28 protein-coding genes are annotated in these 21,676 nt (G+C 60.0%); 5 read left to right on the forward strand and 23 right to left on the reverse strand.

Going from position 1 to position 21,676, the window contains the following annotated elements:
• Positions 1 to 142: 142 nt before the first annotated feature.
• Both CAP2UW1_RS17525 and CAP2UW1_RS25745 read left to right on the forward strand, forming a co-directional pair.
• Positions 143 to 2,401 (forward strand): hypothetical protein, encoded by a 2,259-nt coding sequence (locus tag CAP2UW1_RS17525; protein WP_041567900.1) that lies wholly within the window; start codon positions 143 to 145, stop codon positions 2,399 to 2,401.
• Between the two features lie 242 nt (positions 2,402 to 2,643).
• Positions 2,644 to 2,784: a hypothetical protein gene (locus tag CAP2UW1_RS25745; protein ID WP_015767958.1), complete on the forward strand. Its 141-nt coding sequence runs from the start codon at positions 2,644 to 2,646 to the stop codon at positions 2,782 to 2,784.
• A 106-nt stretch (positions 2,785 to 2,890) separates the two neighbouring features.
• Here the strand turns inward: CAP2UW1_RS25745 and CAP2UW1_RS17530 are convergent, their stop codons facing one another.
• The 15 genes from CAP2UW1_RS17530 to CAP2UW1_RS17595 all read right to left on the reverse strand — a co-directional run bounded on the left by CAP2UW1_RS17530 (position 2,891) and on the right by CAP2UW1_RS17595 (position 13,086).
• On the reverse strand, positions 2,891 to 3,340 hold the full coding sequence (locus CAP2UW1_RS17530) for a hypothetical protein (RefSeq protein WP_015767959.1): 450 nt from the start codon (positions 3,338 to 3,340) through the stop codon (positions 2,891 to 2,893).
• A 188-nt stretch (positions 3,341 to 3,528) separates the two neighbouring features.
• Positions 3,529 to 3,783, reverse strand: coding sequence for a PBPRA1643 family SWIM/SEC-C metal-binding motif protein (locus CAP2UW1_RS24710; RefSeq protein ID WP_015767960.1), 255 nt, complete (start codon positions 3,781 to 3,783; stop codon positions 3,529 to 3,531).
• Between the two features lie 680 nt (positions 3,784 to 4,463).
• Positions 4,464 to 4,904, reverse strand: coding sequence for a hypothetical protein (locus CAP2UW1_RS17535; RefSeq protein WP_015767961.1), 441 nt, complete (start codon positions 4,902 to 4,904; stop codon positions 4,464 to 4,466).
• A 93-nt stretch (positions 4,905 to 4,997) separates the two neighbouring features.
• On the reverse strand, positions 4,998 to 5,906 hold the full coding sequence (locus tag CAP2UW1_RS17540) for a class I SAM-dependent methyltransferase (protein ID WP_199931498.1): 909 nt from the start codon (positions 5,904 to 5,906) through the stop codon (positions 4,998 to 5,000).
• 56 nt (positions 5,907 to 5,962) lie between these two features.
• Positions 5,963 to 6,478 carry an SRPBCC family protein gene (locus CAP2UW1_RS24720; protein ID WP_081444224.1) on the reverse strand — a complete coding sequence of 172 codons (516 nt, stop codon included), beginning with the start codon at positions 6,476 to 6,478 and terminating at the stop codon, positions 5,963 to 5,965.
• An 88-nt stretch (positions 6,479 to 6,566) separates the two neighbouring features.
• Positions 6,567 to 6,908, reverse strand: a complete 342-nt coding sequence (locus CAP2UW1_RS17550; protein ID WP_015767964.1) for a low molecular weight protein tyrosine phosphatase family protein — start codon at positions 6,906 to 6,908, stop codon at positions 6,567 to 6,569.
• 372 nt (positions 6,909 to 7,280) lie between these two features.
• Positions 7,281 to 7,484, reverse strand: coding sequence for a hypothetical protein (locus tag CAP2UW1_RS25755; RefSeq protein WP_015767965.1), 204 nt, complete (start codon positions 7,482 to 7,484; stop codon positions 7,281 to 7,283).
• A gap of 601 nt (positions 7,485 to 8,085) precedes the next feature.
• A complete protein-coding gene (locus tag CAP2UW1_RS17565) occupies positions 8,086 to 8,541 on the reverse strand; it encodes a DUF4262 domain-containing protein (protein ID WP_015767967.1) in 456 nt (151 codons plus the stop codon).
• Positions 8,542 to 8,640: 99 nt separating this feature from the next.
• Positions 8,641 to 9,237 (reverse strand): hypothetical protein, encoded by a 597-nt coding sequence (locus tag CAP2UW1_RS17570; RefSeq protein WP_015767968.1) that lies wholly within the window; start codon positions 9,235 to 9,237, stop codon positions 8,641 to 8,643.
• Between the two features lie 907 nt (positions 9,238 to 10,144).
• A complete protein-coding gene (locus CAP2UW1_RS17580; protein WP_015767969.1) occupies positions 10,145 to 10,564 on the reverse strand; it encodes a hypothetical protein in 420 nt (139 codons plus the stop codon).
• Positions 10,565 to 10,709: 145 nt separating this feature from the next.
• Positions 10,710 to 11,054, reverse strand: a complete 345-nt coding sequence (locus CAP2UW1_RS24070; RefSeq protein WP_049778599.1) for a winged helix-turn-helix domain-containing protein — start codon at positions 11,052 to 11,054, stop codon at positions 10,710 to 10,712.
• Positions 11,055 to 11,099: 45 nt separating this feature from the next.
• Entirely contained in the window at positions 11,100 to 11,273 is a 174-nt protein-coding gene (locus tag CAP2UW1_RS26220) for a hypothetical protein (protein ID WP_412566834.1), read from the reverse strand.
• 107 nt (positions 11,274 to 11,380) lie between these two features.
• Positions 11,381 to 11,791, reverse strand: a complete 411-nt coding sequence (locus CAP2UW1_RS24725; RefSeq protein ID WP_015767972.1) for a GFA family protein — start codon at positions 11,789 to 11,791, stop codon at positions 11,381 to 11,383.
• Positions 11,792 to 11,895: 104 nt separating this feature from the next.
• Positions 11,896 to 12,327 (reverse strand): hypothetical protein, encoded by a 432-nt coding sequence (locus CAP2UW1_RS17590; protein ID WP_015767973.1) that lies wholly within the window; start codon positions 12,325 to 12,327, stop codon positions 11,896 to 11,898.
• 87 nt (positions 12,328 to 12,414) lie between these two features.
• Complete coding sequence (locus CAP2UW1_RS17595) at positions 12,415 to 13,086, reverse strand: hypothetical protein (protein WP_015767974.1); 672 nt, start codon at positions 13,084 to 13,086, stop codon at positions 12,415 to 12,417.
• Positions 13,087 to 14,370: 1,284 nt separating this feature from the next.
• Here CAP2UW1_RS17595 and CAP2UW1_RS17600 point away from each other — a divergent pair.
• Complete coding sequence (locus CAP2UW1_RS17600) at positions 14,371 to 14,865, forward strand: Dps family protein (RefSeq protein WP_015767976.1); 495 nt, start codon at positions 14,371 to 14,373, stop codon at positions 14,863 to 14,865.
• A 49-nt stretch (positions 14,866 to 14,914) separates the two neighbouring features.
• On the opposite strand, the gene CAP2UW1_RS17605 is transcribed toward CAP2UW1_RS17600, so the two are convergent.
• Genes CAP2UW1_RS17605 through CAP2UW1_RS25760 form a run of 3 tightly spaced genes read right to left on the reverse strand, consistent with a single transcriptional unit; the run spans position 14,915 to position 16,136 of the window.
• Positions 14,915 to 15,526, reverse strand: coding sequence for a hypothetical protein (locus CAP2UW1_RS17605; RefSeq protein WP_015767977.1), 612 nt, complete (start codon positions 15,524 to 15,526; stop codon positions 14,915 to 14,917).
• Positions 15,523 to 15,963, reverse strand: coding sequence for a hemerythrin domain-containing protein (locus CAP2UW1_RS17610; protein WP_015767978.1), 441 nt, complete (start codon positions 15,961 to 15,963; stop codon positions 15,523 to 15,525). The genes CAP2UW1_RS17605 and CAP2UW1_RS17610 overlap by 4 nt, the downstream gene beginning before the upstream one ends.
• Positions 15,960 to 16,136 carry a hypothetical protein gene (locus tag CAP2UW1_RS25760; protein ID WP_199931499.1) on the reverse strand — a complete coding sequence of 59 codons (177 nt, stop codon included), beginning with the start codon at positions 16,134 to 16,136 and terminating at the stop codon, positions 15,960 to 15,962. The genes CAP2UW1_RS17610 and CAP2UW1_RS25760 overlap by 4 nt, the downstream gene beginning before the upstream one ends.
• Positions 16,137 to 16,344: 208 nt before the next feature.
• On the opposite strand from CAP2UW1_RS25760, the gene acuI reads away from it, so the two are divergent.
• The gene (acuI, locus tag CAP2UW1_RS17620) at positions 16,345 to 17,328 is read left to right on the forward strand and encodes an acrylyl-CoA reductase (NADPH) (protein WP_015767980.1); all 984 of its coding nucleotides are present in this window, start codon (positions 16,345 to 16,347) and stop codon (positions 17,326 to 17,328) included.
• Between the two features lie 250 nt (positions 17,329 to 17,578).
• On the opposite strand, the gene CAP2UW1_RS17625 is transcribed toward acuI, so the two are convergent.
• The 5 genes from CAP2UW1_RS17625 to CAP2UW1_RS17645 all read right to left on the reverse strand — a co-directional run bounded on the left by CAP2UW1_RS17625 (position 17,579) and on the right by CAP2UW1_RS17645 (position 20,704).
• Entirely contained in the window at positions 17,579 to 17,809 is a 231-nt protein-coding gene (locus tag CAP2UW1_RS17625; RefSeq protein ID WP_015767981.1) for a type II toxin-antitoxin system Phd/YefM family antitoxin, read from the reverse strand.
• Between the two features lie 164 nt (positions 17,810 to 17,973).
• The gene (locus tag CAP2UW1_RS17630) at positions 17,974 to 18,960 is read right to left on the reverse strand and encodes a GlxA family transcriptional regulator (RefSeq protein ID WP_015767982.1); all 987 of its coding nucleotides are present in this window, start codon (positions 18,958 to 18,960) and stop codon (positions 17,974 to 17,976) included.
• Complete coding sequence (locus CAP2UW1_RS17635) at positions 18,957 to 19,847, reverse strand: O-acetylserine/cysteine exporter (protein WP_015767983.1); 891 nt, start codon at positions 19,845 to 19,847, stop codon at positions 18,957 to 18,959. Before CAP2UW1_RS17635 ends, CAP2UW1_RS17630 begins: the two co-directional genes overlap by 4 nt.
• 4 nt (positions 19,848 to 19,851) lie before the next feature.
• Positions 19,852 to 20,127 (reverse strand): DUF1272 domain-containing protein, encoded by a 276-nt coding sequence (locus CAP2UW1_RS17640; RefSeq protein WP_015767984.1) that lies wholly within the window; start codon positions 20,125 to 20,127, stop codon positions 19,852 to 19,854.
• Positions 20,120 to 20,704: an isochorismatase family protein gene (locus CAP2UW1_RS17645; RefSeq protein WP_015767985.1), complete on the reverse strand. Its 585-nt coding sequence runs from the start codon at positions 20,702 to 20,704 to the stop codon at positions 20,120 to 20,122. Before CAP2UW1_RS17645 ends, CAP2UW1_RS17640 begins: the two co-directional genes overlap by 8 nt.
• Before the next feature lie 182 nt (positions 20,705 to 20,886).
• On the opposite strand from CAP2UW1_RS17645, the gene CAP2UW1_RS17650 reads away from it, so the two are divergent.
• The gene (locus tag CAP2UW1_RS17650) at positions 20,887 to 21,666 is read left to right on the forward strand and encodes a PhzF family phenazine biosynthesis protein (protein WP_015767986.1); all 780 of its coding nucleotides are present in this window, start codon (positions 20,887 to 20,889) and stop codon (positions 21,664 to 21,666) included.
• Positions 21,667 to 21,676: the final 10 nt, after the last annotated feature.

Below are 21,676 nucleotides of genomic sequence, written 5' to 3' on the forward strand. Positions count from 1 at the left end.
GGGAGCACAGTCTTGACGCTCGTGATCGATCGCTGGGAGAATGCTACCATTAAGTGGCATTTCACTTATAACGCTACTACTCGTCGGGCCCTAGTGATCATCATGGGCCCCATGCCCGAAGACAAGAAAATGGGGGGTTGTCATGCCGGTGCGCGACGCAATCAGGCGGCTTATGGCCGCGCCAGTTGACACGGAAGGAGTTGGCTATAGCGGACTAGTGGACCAGGATCGCGACAATCCTGTCGAGTCTCCGAGCCGCTTGCTTATCCAACTGGACAAGGTCTTTGGCTGGCAGTCTGCAAACCCAAGCGACCCTTCTAAGGCTGCGTTACTGAAGAAGCTATTTGTTCAAGACGAAGAGTTGCCCTCGAGTGACGGCGACACCATCGTCGAGCCAAGCTTGATGGCTCGATCGGCTGGAGAGTTCAAGGGCTTTCTGAAATCAGGTCGCGAACGGTTTGCCGAAGTTGTCGGTAGACGGGGATCAGGGAAGACTGCGCTGACAAACTATGTTCTTACGGTCAATCACGGGGATCTGCAGATGGCGCACACCACGTGGCTCCGTGCCGATATAGCGAAGTTGCATGCCCTCAACGACGAACGCATTCGCTACGCACGGAGACTGCCAGCGTTGACTGTGAACGAGTACATGGCGCTTCACGCCTTCTCGGTCATCCTTAGTTATGCTGTGAATGACGTAGTGTTCCAACCCGCTTTTGGCAGGGAGGCCACTTGGCCGCCAGGTGTGCTGCTCTCCCCCTTTGAGGCTTACCTCACTGAGGCAGCTCCGGAACTGCTGCCAAAATGGCAGCTGGTGCGACTCACTGAGCAACGAAGAAGGCGACAAGTCGAGACGAACATGTTCTCTGTGGGGCAGGACCAAGATCTGAAATGGTATTTCGGGGTGCTCCAGAACGACGTTTCTGCGGTGGAAGCGTGCCAGCTCTTTCGGGCTGCCTGGGATTTCGTGACGACGACGTACCAAAAAAATGCAGGAGTGCGACCGCGGCTGATCCTTGTTTTTGATGGTGTCGACAACCTCCGGGCAGATGAGCACGCGCCGCGTTCGATGTGGCTGGGCGAGCGCTGCGCGCGCTCGTGGTACCTAGACTATCTCAGGGAACTGACGCAGTATCGTTGTGGGGGTGGCCATTGCCTTCCATTCGATCGCTGTGTCTTCGTATTCCGCGACGACACTGCAACGGAGTTTAGGCAGCTGTTGACCGGCGCCCTTCAGCAGAGGCCAATGCCCGTGGTGCGGCGCTTCGAAGTCGTGGCGCCGGACATTGAGCGAATGTTCTGGCGGAAACTGAATTTTTGGTACGAAGATACCGCCCATAGCGACGTTGATAGAACGGCGAGGCCATCAGATGAAATCCGTGATCTGTTCGTTTGGTTTTTCAATGAGTTCTGTTCTTCGCACATCTCAGCTCTGCGGCGCCCGCTGTTGACTCGGGGCAAGGCACTCTCCGCAAGGGATGTCTTGGATCAAGTGTTTAACGGGAATGTCAGGAGCTTCTCGCGGAACCTGATTAGGTCGTTCCAGTATCTGCAGCAGTACGCTGATACCCATCTGGAAGACAAGCAGCTCCAGTCCGGAAAAGATCGACTAGAGTTTCTTAAGAAAAACCGCCGCCTTATATTTGAGGGTAGTGTCGTCGCTGGTAGCCAGTTCATGCGCTTGAACTTTGATGAGGGCTCTAAAGGTCGTTGGTGTCCGAACGTCTTCGAGTTTGAGGCAAGTACCACATCGCGATGGGACGGATTGGTCCTGCTAAGAGTTCTTCAGTCTTGCTCGTTGCGTGAAGCGACTCGGAAACCAATAGTGATGCGGGCGGTGCAGGGAGATCTTGGCCTCCTCGGCTACAGCGCACATTGTGTTCAAGTGGGGGTCTACACGGCCCTAGAGTACGGATTGCTCTGCCTTGGAGAGCCCATCAGAGACGACGAGTCCGACAGTCACCCGTTGGCGCTGTTCAAGACGGAGAAAGGTGCTTTGATCGAGCGCCTGATCTTCGAGGACGCAGCGGCACTCTACCTGATGGCAACTGGCGCCAAGTTCGCCGATACTCCCGCCGAGCCGCCCGCGAGGATTGCCAACCCATTCGTACACCGTAGGCTACCCCCTCGTCTGTTCCACGCGTCAATGATTCGCACCGTATGTCTCGTCTGCCGTCATCTTCGGGCAGCGCACGATCGAGATATGTTGTTCCTCAACAGGAACCTGCCAGATGACGGGACGCGTCTGGCGTTGCATGATCGGTACATTCTGCCTCCGATGGACACTCTGGTGGAGCAACTAGCCGACAGCGTCTCCCACGGGGAGATGCACGTCAGCGAAAGGAGTGAGCTCGCCGTCCTCTTGGGCCGGGACGAAGGCACGATGGCTCAAGCAAGGTAGCTAAGGTTGCTTGGCCAAGCCCCGCTAGACGGCCCTTGAGAGTTCAGCAGAAGAGGGTTTTCCCGCTTTGTTAATGAGTTCGGCACGAGGTGAGTACTGGCCCAGAGGGTATCTGGAAGTGCGCTCGGGCAGGGCAATATTGGCAAAGGGAGACTTCTAGTGTGCGGTTAGTGACCAAGGCGACACTGACTGAATGGGCGCGTGACAGCGATTGTTAGAACAACTGAGAACAAGAGGGCACGGTGATAGTGAAGCACGGACTGTTCCTCATGATTCTCGTCCTCCTTTCCCTCCCCACCCACGCCGACACCCTCGCCGGTACCGTCGTCTCGGTTGCCGACGGCGACACCATCACAAATTTCAGGGACAGCATACGAAACTGACCCTAACGGACGAAGACCGAAAGTGTCAAAGTGGCGGTGTTGACAGGGCGCGGCAAACAGCCGCGGGAATTATATACTGTCCCTAGAACGCCCCCTAGAACGCCCCTCATGAGTGCCCTAGCTTGTGACCGGATTCCGTGTTGAAGACCTTGGCCGCCGTCCGGCTGACCGACCAGCGCCCATCGGTCGACCGCGAAAAGGTGAAGACATCGTACTTCCCGGATCGTTCCGGCGAAGGAAAGGCGGCCACGGATGCCGTAGAGAAGCCCCACTGCTCGGAAACCGGGCGGATCAACTCGAACACGTCGAGGACTTCACGATCCAGCTCGTCTCGTGCCGAAGCTGATAGCGAAGTGACGTACTCAAGGGCAAACGAATCCTGCTTCGCGTGTCGCTCCCCATGCTCGATACCCCACACGAGACGGCAGGAGATTACCTGGATCACCCTTCCGGACACGAGGCGCTGCTCGAGGGTGGGTTGGCGAAACCCTGATGCGTCGCCACAGGCAACGCAGAAGATCAGCAGAATAGAGACACTCACGGCGCGCAGAGGCATAGGGGCTCCTTTACGTCGAACATGTGACGATGCGCTGCGCTGAAGGGAGCTGGTTGCCAGCATTCGCGGGAAGCGTTGTCGGGTGTGCCCACGGCTGCTCGACACGGCCGAATTCACGCGCGCGCCGCGGCAATGAAGCGTTGGGCATCTCGATACAGAGGGATGCGACGGCGGTGACTCCTCTTGCCCTAGCCTGAGCCACAGCATTGCTTGTGTTTTTTTCCACTCCCACACGGGCATGGGTCGTTGCGGCCGACCTTGACCGACCGTACTGGCTGAGGAGGGTTCAACGCTTTCTCCAGATCCGAAATATCCTCGGTGTTCGCGAAGCCAATGATGTAGTCCCATCCATGCTGTGCACAAACGTGGGCGACGTACCGACCGCGCTCTTCGCTTCTTACGCGAACGACGATGGGCTTTTCTTTGCTTCCGAGCTTGGCCATTGCTTACCTGCTTTCAGGACGCCCGACCGGCACAGGAGAACGCCTCGCAGCCTCCCCCGCCACCGCACGAAGGCGTCACGTATTCGGCGGTTCGTTGAATTGAATTCCTGCCGCGGCGTCTGGCTCGGCAGTCCCACTTGTTCAAAGCAGCGCATCGGGAGCGCGATCGACGGGGCCGACTGCTGTGACGCCCGCCATGGACCGTGCGCCGACTTGCCGACATTCCACGCCTCCCCTGGCCCAACGCAGCGCTTGCGCCGTTCCCGTTAGCCTACTCGACCCCACTTGTTCCCGAGGTGGCAGCGTAACTTGCGGCGTACCCACTTGTCGAGGTTGCGCCGAGTGCTCAGCACCTCGGTGCTTCCGCACTACGCCTGTCAACCAGACAGGGATTCTCGCAGCGCGGCGACGACGGCGGCAAAGTTGGTACTTCTCTTCCGACGGCCCAGTTGCCGCACACGCTCCTTGCGTTCGGCGCCGCTGCGTCTGGCCGTGAAGCCCAGGAACTCCCGCTTCATGGCGCCGAACGATCGCGCTCCTGCCGTATCTGCAGGGCGTCATACGTCATACGCCGCCAGGTTGGATCTACCGTCAGGCGCAGCGGATCGGCGTCCGGGCAGCGATGCCTGGACCGCGCCATGCCCGCTCAGCAACGGCAAGGGGCGAGTTCGAGCGCCATGCTAGATGGCATGCCTGGAGCCAAACAGAACCTCGAGTATCCGCTTGTGCGCAGGCCCAGGTAACTGCGGATGGAGTTGAGACCAACGCCTTTCATCGAACTTCTCGATCGCATTGACTACCGGGCCAGACTCACCGACCGGCGGTTTCTCGCAAAGAATCTTCTCCAGACGATTGGCCATCAGGCGGAAACCATCGGCATGGTGCTCCTGATCGAATGCGCCGTCCTTATCGACCATTACGCGCATATAATCGATTTCGACGATCTGCTCGGGTTTCCTGTTTTCCAGGGTGTAGACGACGGTCGCGACGTTGATCGTGCATCCGGAAAACCGTTGCATGGAAGGCTTCTGTTTCAGATAAAAGTCATCAAACGATCGCTGCGAGATCGGAGTGATCGAGTTGTCGTCACCCACAACGAAAATGCGGTAGCCAAGATTCATGAGGAGCTTCCTTTCTTATCCAACCCTGCTGGTAACCGGTCTGTCGACGACAGTTCCGGTTGACCAGCCCGTCAGGCCGTACTGAGCGGCCCGTTATTTGACGCTGAACACAGCTCGAAAAACAAGGCGGATCTCGCCTTCTCTGAGGCGGCGCTTCGCGCTCGCCGCCTTCCGTGCGAGATTGTCTACGAAAACACCGACAGACTCCGAGCCGCCTGCTCGACACCTTCCGGAGTTCCACTTGTTGGCCGGCGGCAAGAGCTTCTCACCAAGGTCCGCGAAGCAAACTGCGGGGAAGCCGCTTTGGGCAAGTACGGTTCTCATTTCCCCGGCACAAACCAGGGAATTTCCAGCCGGACCCGTCGCCCAAGGTAGCGGAAAGCAGGTGGCAGCGGTTTCGCTGGCGACCGTCTCCTGGAAAGCGAATCGGCCGCCCCGGCTTGAGGACGCGGTGGACTTCCTCATAGAGCTTCCGCGTGTCCCCGATGTCCTTGCCGCATTCTGCATCCACACCACATCAAACGACTTGCCGGCAAACGGAGTATCGAGAGCGCTACTCACGCGCACTTCGATTCGCTCCTCAAGGCCGGTGACGCGCTTCAGCAGCAACGCCGAGACGCCATAGTCGGACGACAAATCGATGCACGCAACCTGGCAACCTGGGAACGGAGCCAGCATCCTGGCAGGGTCTGCCAGCCCGGCGCCAATAGCAAGAATACGATCTTCGGCTCGAATGTTCGCCAGATCTCGCGGTACGCGAGAAGCGCGAAGTCCGCCCGGGCGAAAGTGGCCAAGCGCCGCAAGTTCCACTGGCGCCAAGCATCGATCGGGGTCAAAACCGGCGACTCGTATGGCGGCCAGGACTCGCGCCTCGATGTCGTCCACCGAGTAGGGTGCTTCCAAAGCACTCATCGAGATCTCCGTCTTCTCAGTCATCGTGTCGAGCAGGCATCGACTGAATGCGGCCTTGTCGTAGAGCGAACCGCAGCTGCCGGGCTTCATCGCACTCGTCCACCGACCGAAGGGAGCAAGCTTGAGCGCCGGGTTGGGCCGCACGTCTACTGGACCTGTGTTCTGAGGCGCTGTTCCTGATCCAAGACCTGTTTGAGGTCTTGCAGAACATCCCGCATTGACCGAGAGTGCAGGCGCCCAAGATCAAGCACCTTGCCAAGGAGTACAACCAGCCAGCCGTGTGCCTGCGCCTCGAGCCTGTAGATCACGCGCGTCTTGTCGCCCAGCGGCTCCAGGCGCCACTCACCGTAGCCATCGATGAACCCGCCGTAATAGCGAAGCCGTATGCGCTTCGGCACGTCCACCGCTTCGACCCGACAGCGAAAATGCCGCCCACCAGAGGGGCGTACTTCGACCTCCGTGCCAAGCGGCTCTTCGCCGCCGGAGAGTAACCGTATTCCGAGGTGCTTCGGCCACCATCGAGGATACCCTCCTACGTCAGCCAACAGCGGCCACACTTTGGTCGCTGGAAGACCGATCACTATTTCGTCGGTTGCACGGATCGGCGTGGTAGCCCTCGTCTTTATTGATCTTTCATGCAGATAACCGGAGTCGCTCAACACTCGATGTGATGCGTTCCGTAACGCGAAGCGCGAAGGGAACGCACAGCGTGGCTTTGAACGCCCCTCTCGACGGAAGCGTCAGAGCGCACTAGCTTGATGAGTTCAACGATGGAAGGTCCGGCGTGACTTTCGCTTTGAGAAGCTTGACGAGAAGTGGATCCATGAACTCGTAGTCGTCGGTTATATCGAGACAAATGATGCGCTGACCCTTGATGTGTTTCCTGAATTTCGAGCTTAGTTTGTTTCGATGCGCCTTTTCCATGACGAAGATCAGCTCTGCCCATTCGACCAACTCTCCTGTCACCGGGTTTTCTGCATCGCGATTCAGACCAGCCGATGCACACTCAATGCCCGGGTGCGAAGAAAAGACTTGTTCCGCTGTGGGGCTTCGAAGTCGGTTTTGGCTACAGATGAACAGGACGTTTCGCATCGTTTGTTGTGGAGCTATGTGAAGCGCTCTAAAGAATGGGCATTTCGGGGACAACATGCGAAACACGCCATTATGGACTAGCGCCGAAGGGGTCAAGATGGCGGCGTTGATGCGGTGCGGCAGGCAGGCGCGGGAATTACATATACTGCCCCTCGCACTCGCTCGCAGCGATGCTGCGCGGGTTTATCGCGCGGCGTCCGGTGGATCGATGAGTTGGGCCTCGGCGTAAACTTCAGCACGGTCTTTGATTCTCCCAAGACGAACGAGGCGAGCGGCAATTGCTCCCTGGGTTCGACCATGCTTTGCCGCGATGCTTTTGACAGGAGCACCCGAGTCAAAGACGGCGAGAAGCTCGTTGTCTTCCTCATCGGATCAAGAACGCCCAGCGTTGCCGGGGAGTGAATTGTCGCGCTCTGCACGTTTTGCCGCCCTATCGAGAGCTTTCCCGGCGACAAACAGCGCACGAATTACCTGCGGACTATTGAACGTGCTTTGCGCTGGTAAAACTTCTCCCGTCTCAGGATCAATGCCACTTGCGAGAGCCTCAACGATTCTCTTTGCTTCGAGCGGCGACATAGAAGAGCCTCCTAAGGCAAAACTTCAGGGACAGCACACGAAACTGATCCTAACGGATTAGGACCGAAGAAGTCAAAGTGGCGGTGCTGACAGGGCGCGGCAAGCAGCCGCGGGAATTATATATACTGTCCCTAGAACTCCCGAAAGGGCAAAGTGGCGGCGTTGAAAGGGCGCGGAAAACAGCCGCGGGAAATATATACTGTCCCTAGAACGCCGGGATGTTAGAGAGCATTTTGAACGACCTCCATTTCGTGCTGCTCAAGTGCAACTGAATGAGAGTGGCACTTGCCTTCGGCCTCATTGGGCCAGGACTTACGCACCCATGGATGGCCGTACTCGTCGATCTCCTCGACTACGAAGATTTCGCCAACCATAGACATAACGTCGGATCGTTCCTCGGTGGGTAAATCTTCGAGCCACTGACCGGAAAGGGATAGGAGTCGCACCGTTGAGCCAACTGCTACCGGGCTGCCGTTGATATCTATGGGCGATGGCATAGCTACTGCTCTCTAACGTTGTAGGTAAGGGGCGCTGCGCAGAGCTTTATCGCGCAGCGCCCAGCGACCGGAGGGAGCGGCCCTGACCGCAGTGTTAGCGGGCGTCACGCGACCTTTCCCGAAAGCAAAGGCTGGTTAGCGCGGAGCCACTCTGAGGCTTCCGCGTCCCAAGGCCAAACACCGGAAGTATTGGGCCAGATCAGTTGTAGCGCGTCGAACTCGGAGCCGCCATGCAGCCAGCAGGCGGATCGCATGTACTCCTCCCGGTGCTCACGCGCGACGGGGCCGAATTGAACCGCGAAGTCCTCAAGGAAACCCAAGTAGTGAACGCCGGGGAGAAACCTTTCGCCCGATTGAACCCGGCGGTTGTACTCATTGACCATCCAGTGCGATAGTTTGGAACCGAGGCCGACAATGATGAGTTCCGGTGCGCTGGATGACTTGGCGATCCCGATGGAGTACGAAAATGGGGGATCTATTTCTTTCGGGTCGAACACTGAGGTAACGCTGCACCCGTGCTTTTCGATGTGCTGGAGGATGTTTTGCTCGTACGGTTCCATAAGCTCGCTAACGTAGAATTGAGGGGCAGCCTGCTTTTGGGCTGTCCCTCTCGTATGTAGGGTTCGGCATCATTCGCACTGATTCTGTGTCGCGCACCACTATCCAAACACCATGTTGTTAGTGGTCATTACATACGGACGCAAGTTAACCGTGATGATAACTCGGACATCATTCTTGGTTGGATTGGTAGTTGACACCGGCTGAAGCAACACATCCGTCTCGACAGACACGTGATCGATCAAGCGGTCATCTTCCAAGAGGCAGTACAACGGTAGCTCTTCCGTAGAAGGTGCGTCCGCGCCACCCAACTCATCAACACTATGAGGCAAACGTAATGCGTCAAACAGTGTTTTCAGTCGGTTATCAATATCACCGGATAGAATGATACTTCCCGGGAGATCAGGTCTTAGTAGGAGTATCTGAATCGAGCATCGAACCTTGAAAAACTCGGTGACAAGCGGCACGAAGCGCCAGCCGAACCGGCTGTATTTCTCCTCCATAAACGGAAGGATCATGTGATACTTGCTTGGGTTTTCAGCATCCTGAAGCGCCACCTTCGACAGGTATGGATGTATCTCCCAATGATGTCGGAGTTGCTGATGAAGTGCGACACGAATTTCGTGTTTGTGTGCGGCACGAGTGTTTTTCCCATTTGCACCAAGAAGCAATCCCTGATACGTCAATCTCAGTTGCATTCCGATGTCTCGTTAAGTCGTTGGTTGAGCATGTGGCGTGTCGCCTCTCATGATGCCGAACGTTCGAGCTAAGCTGCGTTAGCGGGTCAGCTTGAGCGAGGGGTTGGACGAAGCCGCTACGCGGAGGATGGCGGTCCGTGGCAGTCGGGTCAAGATACTTCCTCAACACTTCTGATAACAGATGTAAGATGGAATCACGTTCTGAAGCAAGTTTCAATCGGGATCGCCACTTTCCATATGAGGCGCCCTAAGCGCCTGAAGTGCAACTGCCTTCAACGTTGACAATTGCGGCTTTCTCTTGTCCAGTAGGCATTGCCTGTCGTCTGCGACAACGGTGAATATGACAGGTCAAGCGCATGTTTTGCCAGCGCAATCTCTGCTTAACATATTCCGTAAGATTATTCCAAAAGATTTGTTTTCTAGGGCCTCCCAGATCGAGCAGCCGGGACCGGGCTCGTCCAACAAACGGATCAGATCGTGGCTTCGCACGATCTATCCTTATTCGTTGGACGAAGCCGCTACGCGGAGGATGGCGGTCCGTGGCAGTCGGGTCAAGATACTTCCTCAACACTTCTGATAACAGATGTAAGATGGAATCACGTTCTGAAGCAAGTTTCAATCGGGATCGCCACTTTCCATATGAGGCGCCCTAAGCGCCTGAAGTGCAACTGCCTTCAACGTTGACAATTGCGGCTTTCTCTTGTCCAGTAGGCATTGCCTGTCGTCTGCGACAACGGTGAATATGACAGGTCAAGCGCATGTTTTGCCAGCGCAATCTCTGCTTAACATATTCCGTAAGATTATTCCAAAAGATTTGTTTTCTAGGGCCTCCCAGATCGAGCAGCCGGGACCGGGCTCGTCCAACAAACGGATCAGATCGTGGCTTCGCACGATCTATCCTTATTCGTTAGGCGCCATCTGACTTGAGGACCTCCTCGCGAAGCAGCAATTCGACGCCATACCATTCGTATGACTGCACGTGCTCAGTGTGGCAGTCTTCAAACTTCTCCCAGGAGTCACGCTTTCCGCCGTCGCTGACCCATTGCGAAACTCGTGGGTGATAGGTGACTTTTAGATCAAACTGTCGGCCAGTCTGCCGAATCGCCAGAACCTGAAATACGAGTCTGTCAATCTTGCGCGCAACTTGACCGCTGAGGTCCTGATACCTACATGCGGCACTGCCATTCGACATTTGGCTGCGCGCGCGCTGCTCGATCTCAGCGCGAACAGAGTCGAATCCGGGCGGTCGTTGCCTCCAGAAGAACAGACGGCGGTGCTTCGACTCGAGCACATCGGCTGCTTCCATAATGTTGACAGCGGATCTCATTCTTGCCTCCTTTCCGCCTATCGGGCCTCGGAGAGTTCATGACGCCTAACGTTTGACGTGAGGGGCGGCCGGAGCCGCAGGCGGAGGGAACCACAAGCGCAGCTTGTGGCCGTCCCGCTCGACGGAATTGTTATGCATATGGGTCCTAGTGCGCGGCAGAAGAAAGGGACCAGTGTGCGTGCCGACCATCTTTTCGCTGAACAACCTGACCATCCACCAGCAGGTCGTTCAATAGGCGATATACATAAACCTTGCTGACACCCATGTGCTCGTAAATCTCTGCCGTGGGTTTTTCTCCCTCAGCAAGGATGCTAAGAATTTTCTCCTTCCTTGAGTCCATCGAAGCTTGCTCAACGACTCCACCAACCTTCTCTGAAATGCGCTGAATCTGTTCAGCCGATAGCGCGACTTCAGCAGATACAGCGGATGTGACGGTTCCGATCACCTGTGATTTTAGGGCGTCTTTAATTCTTAGTGATTCGATATACATTTCCTCGTTTTCAAAATCGCTAGGCGCATACAGGACTGTATGGTTCTAGTTCAGAATTGCGAAGAACACCCCGACAATAAGTATTGGAAATGCCATCACGAAATAAATGAAAGTGGCCTGTACCTCTGGGGAGAGGTTAATCAGCGAAATGGTCGCAAAACCTTCAGCCAAGGTTGCGAATATTGCTACCACGGTAAGTGGGTTGCTAACTTTTGTCACCACACTGTGTCTCCTGTGGGCTTATGCATAACGCAAAGTTGAGGCGCCTGCGCGGCTTCTTGCGCAGGTCGCTTCGAATGCAATGTTAGGCCAACTACAGTAAATACTCATGGCTTATCGCCCAAAGATGGCGGGCCTTCTGGGTATTGAGCCAGGTTATCTGCAATTATTAGCCACGGTTGTCTTGAAGATATCCAAAAATGCATGTCAGGTTTGAATAGTGACGGTTCGTCGAGACTACCGGCTGTTAAGCCGATGACTCCTGCAGCAACACGCCGCGAGAAAATGCTTGAACCGCAATGCGAACAAAAACCGCGCTCAAGAGTTTCTGAAGAGTGAAATGTGCTGATTGGGCCAGAGATAGCAACATGTTCGATGCGCATGAGCACGCGAGCGTTGAAGGCAGCGCCGATAACTTTTTGACAAGCCCTACAGTGGCATATCCTCTGGTTCAAAGGATCAGAGGTCGTTTCGTACCGCACGGCCCCACATAGACAGCCACCACGAAATAAAGTCATTGAGTAAGGTTCTTTCTACAACAGCCTAACGTGAAGCTAACCGGCGCTGCGCGGCTTTATCGCGCAGCGTCCAGCGACCGAAGGGCGCGAGGTTGAGCGTAGGGTTAGAAACCATGCTGGGCAATGCGTTTTTGCGCAAACCATGCGCCAAAGAGTGTGGCTGCCCCCCCCAACCAACGGATGATTTGCTCGCTCCAAACAAACGTCAAGGTGTCAGGCAGGAAAAAGATCATGACGATTGGCAAGCCGATCATGAACAGAAAGACGGGAACGGAGAAGCCCCAGAAGACCGTTTTTCGATTGGCACGAGAAAGCCAAGAGTTTGTGGCAAGAATGGCGACATAACCACCGACACCGGGGGTAAACAGTTCGCGGAATATCTTTTGTAGCCAGTCGTCACCGAGTCCGCGCACGCTGTCGAGTAGCCCAAGCGCCATATAGGCGGCTGTATAGACCGCCAGCCAAATGGCAATGGCCACGGGAACAGCGAAGATGGTTTGGGCGATGCTAAATGTCCGCGATTGTGCTTGGTTCATGGTTTCTAACGTGTAGCTTCAGGGACCGCCAACCAGCGAAGCGAAGCGCCGCCGGTTGGCGGTCCCCTGGAAGCGCCGGTTAGGCCGCTAGATCGTCCTGAGTTCACGGACTTGCGCATCTAGGCTATTCGACAGGTTCTCGGTAAAAGCCATTAGAGCCATCAAGAGATTGCCGGTAGCCATGAACTTCTCGTCCTCGTTGCCAGAGCGGTGGACTACCTGGAGCCGATCGGCGACTTCTTCAACGTGACGCGCGGCGAGATCGACCGGCTCCACGTAGTTGCTAAGAAAGTAAGCACGGTAGTCGGTAACGTAGAGCCTCTTGATCTCAGCATGGGCATCAAGGGAATCTGGCAGGGCCTGCATCTGCTCCGGGCTTGCACCAATAGGGTTGAAGACCCCTGCCTTGTGGAGGTGGGCAAGGTTCAGAAACGCATTCAGTCGCGGATCTTGTAGCCGACCCCGAAACTCCTCAAGTTTGGGTAGCAATAGTCGAAGCCGCTCCGGACTCATTTTGACGCGCTCTAGCTCCACGCTATGCACGTGCGCCAACCGGGCGAGGCGTGCGGCGAAATCCGTTCGAACTGTTTCTAGCGCCTCTGCGTTCTTTCGTTCTAGCTCCGTCTTCAGCGCAACAAGTTTTTCATCGGTATCCCCACGCTTTCTGGCGATGTACACGTCCACGAGAGTCTTTATCAAGACTCCGACGAGCGCGATCAGCGCGACGATGAAGGCGATCTCTGGTGAAATTTTCGGCATGGGAAAGACCTAACGACGAAGCTAAACGGCGGGCCGTAGGCCCGTCCGTTTGAGCGACCTGTTGGGCGGCTGACGCCAGGAGATGACTGAGATGTTTGTTGCAGGATTTAGCAGAGAGAGAAACGGGTGGTGTGTATTTCGCTTGATTGACGATCTCGCCATGACTTACCACGCAGGCCCATTCTCCGAACGAGCAGCGGCAGAGAGCGAAGCCAAGCGGATAAACGACATGACGCCCAACGTGAAGTAGACACCAAGAAAGGTGTATAACCATACAGGGCAAGGTGTATACTACGGATCACCCTCTGTAACCTCTTGATTTATTGAACGGTACCGACGATGAACACACCTGACGCGACGCAAAACACACCTTCGGAACCCAAGTTGCTCGATCAGCTTCGCGACCGGATCCGGCTGAAGCACTATAGTATCCGAAGCGAAGCACTATAGTATCCGAAGCGAAGCACAGTATGTCACCCACGGATGGGTGCCGGCTCGAAAGCTCAGTCTACGCGAGCAGTCTTTCGTTCCTTTCCCCCATTCTCGCCTAGCAGCTGTGGGAAAACGGGAGAAACCTCACCCCGTCCATCCCCGTCGGTTTTGGATCAGGCCGACCCCGAGCGCGATCGTGCCCCGCCCGACAGACGCGGATCGTCAGTCGCGCGTAGGCGCGGGCTTGACGAGAAGGCCGACGACACCGAGATGGCGTTCCCCGCGAGGTTGTGAGTGCCGCGTCCGAAGGCTATGCATTGGCCAAGGGGCCGACCCAGGCGCGGCGCTCGATGCATTGTGCACGCCGATGAGCAGCCGGCGCTACGGCCGTCTTCGCAAGAACATCGGAACGTCCGGCGGATCAGGGGCGCGCCGGTCGTCCAGCCAGTCGTAAGGCGTTGCCGGCCCGTCCGTGGAAGCGACCGAGCGACGACTCTCAGCGAAGTGAAGCCGATTGTCGGAGAGTTGCAAGCACTCTCGAGGAGATGACGTCGAGCTTTCGACACTCACTCATCACGCTCCGCGAGGGTAAGTCAAGTCTTCGAGGCGCACGCGCGACCTTCCTTAGCCGCCGAGTCGCGGTAGTCGAAAGTTAATCGAGCGTATACCGACAATCAATTGGACGCGGGAAGCTGCCGTTCATAGACTTCATTCGCCCGGTGAGCACGCCGACCAGCGGCTTCCCGGCAGGTGGGGGACGACAATGGGACAACGCCATCGACCACGATGATTTCCCGAAACGGACAATGTCGAATACCCCGGACCCATTGCTGCAAGCAAGGAGAATCGACGATGAACACGAAGAAAGCCCACGCCCCCGCGATCAACATCGGCATCAGCGCAGGCGAACGCGAGAAGATTGCGCAAGGCCTTGCCGCCCTGCTCGCCGACAGCTACACGCTCTACCTGATGACGCACAACTTCCACTGGAATGTCACGGGACCGATGTTCAACACCCTGCACCTGATGTTCATGGGGCAATACACGGAACAGTGGAACGCGCTCGACGTCATTGCCGAGCGGATTCGCGCGCTCGGCCACCCGGCTCCCGGCACCTACAAGGAGTTCGTCAAGATCGCCTCGATCAAGGAGGTGGAAGGCGTGCCAAAGGCGACGGAGATGATCCGCCACCTGGTTGCCGCTCAGGAAGCGACGGCGCGTACCGCGCGCGAGCTATTCCCGGTGGTGAATGCGGCCAACGACCAACCGACTGCCGATCTGCTGACGCAGCGCCTGGAAGTCCACGAGAAGACGGCGTGGATGCTGCGCAGCCTGCTCGAGGAATGACCGGCTTGCCGCTGACCAGTCGTGCGGCCGCCGGCGAGTGGCGTGCCGGTCAGACGCGACGACGAATCGTGAACACCTCGGGATCGTCGCCGTGCTCGAGCAGGAGGCGACGCACGCGCTCCTGCCACAGTTCGCCGAACCGCCGCATTTCGTGGGCATCGGCGAGTCCGGCCAGGCAGCGCTGCATCAGCGGGCCGATCGCCGGATCGGCGGCAACGCGCGCCGGATGGGCCGCGGCATCGACCTGGCCATGGCCGTCGAGGCGCGTATAGCGGATCTCGAGCGGGATGTCGGCGCTGAACGAGAGCAGCGCGCGGCGTGTGTAGCGCCCGGCCAGTCCCTTGAAGCCGCCCTCGCCGGCGGCGCCGGTGAGCAGCGAGACGACGTTGGCGATCACGCCGCTGACGCCATCTGCCGCGGCCGCGGCGAATTCGACGCGCAGCCCGCCGCGTTCGGGCTGCGCCTCACCGTATAGTTCCCGCAAGGCCTGCCGGGTCAGCCAGTAGGCCGAGGCGACGGTCGGGCACGAATGCCCGGCAAGCTTGACGGCGTCGAGGTAGCTGTATTCGACGAGACCGCCGTCGCAGGCGCCGAGGAAGTCGGCCAGCGGGTCGCGCAGGCGTATGCACGGAATGGCAGCAAAGAAGTCGGGCGTTTTCATCGCTCTGTCGGTGCTGTACTCGGGTCGGTGGCAGGCGCCGGCCCGGCGTCGTCGAGGTACTCTGCCGGCAGGACGGATTCGGCGGTGACGAAGAGCTCGCGCTCCTCGAAACGGACGTGCGCACTGAGCGCCGCGCCGAAGGTCTGCAGACGGCTGCCGTCGCCAGCGGCAATCTCGGCGGCGAGAATGCGCAGTTCGCGATGATCGGCCAACGTACGGCGAACCAGATCGCCTTCGCCGGCCGCCGCCAGGCGCGGCAGTAGCGATTCTTCCTCGGCGCGGAAATGCGGCTCGAGTTCGCGACGGAAAGTCGCTGGCACGGTTTCGAGCAGGCGAGCAAGCGCGGCGACATCCCGAGCCTTGGCGATGCGCTGCGTCAGCACCAGCGCCCCGTGGTGTTCCCGCGACAGTTGCTGCAACGCCGCACGCCGCTTCATGGCCTGGCCTCGGCGAGACCCTGGCAAGCGGAATGGCAATGGCCGCTGCCCGTCTTGGCTGCCCCGCTCCTCGTCGAACCCGTGGCCATGACCTTGCTCATGTGGGCGCTGACGCTGCCGTCGAGGCGCCTGGACAGGTGCGATCGGCTATCGGCGATGGTCGCTGTCTTCATGACTGAGCTCTCCGGAAAATGGTCAGGCCGCATCATACTCCTGGGCGAGCGGGCCATTTTGTGAACCTCCGGCGATTGTTGCCTCAGAATGTCGGCAGGCTCGAAAGTTGTCGCCGGGATGCCGTTGATTGCGCTGATTGCGCTGATTGCGTTGATTCCGGTGCTTCTGCTCACCCAGTCCCATTACCTACAGCCAAGGAGAGTCTCCATGTTCAAGGGAATCCTGATCACCAAGGACGACGCCGGTTATCAGGCGCGCGTCGAGGACATCGACGATGCCGTCCTGCCGGAAGGCGATGTCAGCGTGCGCATTGCCCGGTCGACACTCAATTACAAGGACGGTCTGGCGATTACCGGCAAGGCGCCGGTTGTCCGCCGCTTCCCGATGATTCCGGGAATCGACTTTGCCGGCACGGTGGTCGACAGCCGCAACCCGGCCTGGACAGTGGGCGATGAGGTGGTGCTGAACGGCTGGGGCGTCGGCGAGACGCACTGCGGCGGCCTTGCCGAGAGGGCACGTGTCAAGGGTGAATGGCTGGTGCCGCTGGTGGCCAGCTTCACGCCGCGCCAGGCGATGGCCGTCGGCACCGCCGGTTACACCGCGATGCTCTGCGTGCTGGCACTCGAGAAGCACGGCATCAAACCCGCAGACGGAGAGGTCCTCGTCACCGGTGCCAACGGCGGCGTCGGCAGTGTGGCCATCGCGCTGCTCGCCGGGCTCGGTTACCAGGTGGTGGCGTCGACCGGCCGCGTCTCCGAGGCCGAACACCTGAAAGCGCTCGGCGCCACCTCGGTCATCGACCGCGACGAATTGTCGGCGCCCGGCAAGCCGATCGGCAAGGAGCGCTGGGCAGGCGTCATCGACACGGTGGGCAGCCACACACTGGCCAATGCCTGCGCGACGACCCGTTACCGCGGTGCCGTTGCCGCCTGCGGCCTGGCCGGGGGAATGGATTTTCCGGCGACGGTCGCCCCCTTCATCCTGCGCGGCGTCACCCTCTACGGCATCGACAGCGTCATGGCGCCACTGGCAGTGCGTCAGGAAGCGTGGGAGCGCCTCGGGCGCGATCTCGACCTCGGCAAGCTCAACGCCATGACGCGCGAGATCAGCCTCGAGGAGGCGATTCCCGTGGCTGCGGAATTGCTCGCAGGCAAGGTGCGCGGCCGGGTCGTCGTCGACGTGAACCGCTAGGTGACGGACAGAACATGCACAACGGCAAGGCCTGGCGGCCTTGCCGTTGTGCTCTTCCGAGCGGTTGCGATCGCCGGCCGTGGCGCCCCGGCCCTCCGCATCACGCCGCGTGTGCAGCGTGCCAACTTCGTGGCGAGCTACTCGAAGCGCCGCGACGACGGTAGACGTGGTGGAAGGCAGTGGCCGTGCCTCTTCCTTTCGCCATTGGGCACTGCTATCGGCAGTGACACTTCGCACGCGTCGAGATAGATCACAACAGATTCTGCTCACGCATCTCGGCCACGCTCAAACCATAGGCTGCTGGCGCCGCCACCACCCAATCGCGCAGGTCTGACCAATCAAAAGGGGTCGATGGCGGCTCGCCTACAAGACGCGCCACGGGCTTTCCGCGGCGAGTGATGACGATCTCTCCGCCACCGGCAATCTCGTCAAGGAGCGCGGACAGGTGCGATCTGGTATCGGCGATGGTCGCAGTTTTCATGACTTGGCCCTCTGCAAGTAGTCAGCCAGCATCATACTCCTGGGCATGCAAGTCAATTGCAGACGCCTGCCGAATGATGCCTCAGACTCCCGGCACGCCCGAAAGTCGTCGGGGAAACGCCGTTGATTCCGGGAAGTTTCATGATGGCCTTGCCGCTCTGCGGGTCAGGACGGCTGGCAATCGCCGATGGTGCTGCCTCGCCGATCCGCAGCGCGCCGCTTGCTCGGCGTGCCGCCTTCATAGCGCTGCCAGACACGCCGGAAATCGCGTGCCGAGGCAAAACCGGCCAGCTCGGCGACGCGCTCGACCGATAGATGCCGCTCGGCGAGCAGTTCGCGCGCCCGGGCGACGCGCAGCCGCTGCTGATAGCCGACGACGCTGATCCCGGCGTGCTCGGCAAACAGGCGCGTCAGATGGCGCGCGCTGACATGGGCCTGCGCGGCAAGCTCGTCGACCGACCACGATCGCGCCGGATCCAGCGCGATCGCGTCCTGCGCGCGATGGACGGCGGGGTGCAGGTGGTTGCGGTGGGCGAGCCACGGCGAGAGTTGTGGATCGTTGCCGCCACGGCGCTGGTAGACGACCAGGCGACGCGCGACACGCGCCGCCAGTTCGGCGCCGGCGTGCCGCTCGATCAGGTACAGCGCGAGGTCGATGCCGGTAGTGATGCCGGCGCTGGTCAGCAGCGGCCCGTCGTCGACGAAGACGCGATTCTCCTCGACCTTCGCCGCCGGCGCGGCCAGACGCAGGGCGTCGATCAGGCTGTGGTGCGTGGTGCACCGCCGGCCGTCGAGCAGCCCGGCGGCGGCGAGCAGCAGCGCACCGGAACAGATGCTAGCGAACTGCGTGTCCGCCTGCACCGCCGTGCGCAGCCAGGCGACGACGGCATGCGCCTCGGGGCGCGCGTAATCCTCGGCTTCGCAGGCGTTGCCGGTGACGATCACCAAGCTGTCGGGCGGCAGTCGCGCCGGCAACGCGGCGAGGCCGGCGAGTTCGACGCCGAGCGAAGTGCGCAGTTGCGCCACCGGCGCACAGGTGTGGACCGCGATGTCCGCCCCCATCTCGCCGGCCATGCGCAGCGCCTCGGCCGGCCCGGCATAATCGAGCATCAGCACGTTGGGAGTGAGGACGAACCAGACCGACAGTGTCATGGCCGCGCCCTCGCCCAGCCGAGCAGGCGGGTGGTGAACAGATTGACCGCCAGGCCGAGCATCAGCAGCGCGCCACCGGCGAGATGCACCGGCCGCAGCACCTCGTCGAACACCAGCCAGCCGGTCGTCAGCCCGACCACCGGCACGAGCAGGCTGAACGGCGCCACCTGGTTGGCCGGGTAGCGCGACAGCAGGCGCGTCCACAAGCCGTAGCCGAGCAGCGTCGCCGCCCAGGCGAGGTAGGCCACGGCGGCGAAGGAACGCAGGCTGAAGTCGCTCAGCGCGGCGGCCATCGCTGGGCGGCCCTCGATCAGTAGTGACAGCGCGAGGAAGGGCAGCGGCGGCACGAGACTCGCCCAGACGACGAAAGCGAGCTGGTTGATCGGTCCGCAAGCGGCGACCGCACGCGTGACGATGTTGCCGGCCGCCCACAGCGAAGCGGCGGCGACGGTCAGCAGAAAGCCGAGCAGCGGCATCGACACGCCGTGCGCCGAGCCGATCAGCGCCAGGCCGCAGGCGGCCAGAAGCAGCCCGACGAGCTGGCTGGTGCGCCAGCTCTCCTTGAGCCAAAGGGCGGCGAACAGCATCGTGAAAAAAGCCTGCGACTGGAGCACCAGCGAGGCGAGCCCGGACGGCATGCCGACGTGGATGGCCGAGAACAGGAAAGCGAACTGCCCGACCGAAATGGTCATCCCGTAAGAGAGGTAGAGCTGCCAGGGCACTTTCGGTGCGCGCAGGAAGAAGACCGCCGGGCAGGCAGCGAGCAGGAAGCGCAGGGCGCCGAGCAACAGCGGCGGCACCTCGGCGACGCCGGTCTTGATGACCGCGAAGTTGACGCCCCAGACGGCGACGACCAGCAAGGCGAGAGCGAGATCGCGCGGACGCATCCGCTCAGTCCTGCCCTGCCGGTGCTGAACTGGCGGGCGCTGGCTGGCTGGTGCAGGGCTGGCGGACGCGCTGCGCCGAAGCCGGATAGCGTGCCAGCTTGTCCGCCGGGCGAATCGGCCGGCGCAGCAACTCGCCGCCGCAATTGGGACAACGCCCGGCGAGCCGGGTATCGGCACAATCGGCACAGAAGGTGCATTCGAAGGAACAGATCATCGCTGCCGGCGAGTCGGGTGGCAGATCGCGATCGCAGCACTCGCAGTTCGGGCGCAGTTCAAGCATGTGCTTCTCCCAGCGCGGCGAGGCAATCGTCGACGCCGACGATGCGCGCGAAGCGCCCGGCCAGCACGAGTTCGGTGTGTTCCTTGATCTCGGCCGGCGAGTAGGTGCGGCCGCTTAGCGGATGCGTCATCGGGAAGGTCAGCGTCGCGTCGCTGACGAAATCGACCTGGTAGCCGATGTCGGAGCCGACCCGCGTCGTCGTCTCGCAGCATTGCTCGGTGCGGATGCCGGCAATGATCAGGCGCTCGATGCCGTGGCGGCGCAACCACAGATCGAGGCCGGTGTCCGAGAAGGCGTTGTGCGTGTGCTTGAAGAAGCACACGTCGGGCGAGCCGGGCAGCCAGTCGAGCGCGCGCACATGACCCGATGCCTCGGTAAACGGCCCGGCCTGACCGACGTGAAAAATGTGCACCACCGGCACACCACGTTGCCGACAAGCGGCATCGAGCCGCAGCACGGCGTCCCTGAACGCCGGCAGATCGGCTTCGGACCAGAAGGGCATGTGCCGGAAGGACTCCTGCACATCGATCACCACCAGCGCTGCACGACAACCCCCGACGACATCTTTTTCGGACATTTCCAGACCTCCTTTGTTTGACCTGCCGCCATCGTAGAGCCAGGCGAAAAAATGAACGATACCGCGCTCGGACAATGACGGGACAAAAACGGCCATCGCCGGCCGAGGCGGAAAGGCGCCCGTCGCTGAACGTCCTGCGTGCGGGTAAGATACGCCCATCGTTCATGCCACCGGAGAACACGATGAAACTCAAGCAATATCAGATCGATGCCTTTGCCGAGCGGGCCTTCGAAGGCAACCCGGCGGCGGTCTGCCCACTCGAAAGCTGGCTCGACGACCGGATCATGCAGGCGATCGCCGAGGAGAACAATCTTTCGGAGACCGCGTTTCTGGTGCCTTCAGGAGACTGTTTCGATCTACGCTGGTTCACGCCGGTCAGTGAGGTCGACCTGTGCGGCCACGCAACGCTCGCCGCGGCGCATGTCCTGTTCGACATCCTCGGCTATGCGGGCCGCACGATCACTTTCGCGACGCGCAGCGGCGACCTCTCGGTCGAACGCCAGGGCCACCTGCTGGCCATGGATTTCCCGGCCACCCCGGCGCAGGCCTGCGCCATCCCCGAGGCGCTGGTCGCCGGCCTCGGCCGGCAACCGCTCAAGGTGCTGGCGGGCGGCGATTATCTGGCGGTGTTCGACAGCGAGGCCGCGGTGCGCGCGATCACGCCCGATCATGCCTGGCTGAGCCAGCTCGACCTGCGCGGCGTCATCGTTACGGCAGCGGGCAGCGATGTCGATTTCGTCAGCCGCTTCTTTGCGCCGAAGTACGGCGTTCCGGAGGACCCGGTGACCGGGTCGGCGCACTGCGCGCTGGCGCCTTACTGGGCGGCCAGACTCGGCAAGCGCACGCTGACCGCGCGGCAGGTTTCGCGACGCGGCGGCAGGATCGGCTGCGCCATCCAGGGCGAGCGCGTGATCCTGTCCGGCTCGGCGGTAACGGTGATGGAGACGGAGATCACGCTTTGACGGTCCGCTG

The organism is Candidatus Accumulibacter phosphatis, assembly GCF_000024165.1.
GTDB lineage: Bacteria > Pseudomonadota > Gammaproteobacteria > Burkholderiales > Rhodocyclaceae > Accumulibacter > Accumulibacter phosphatis.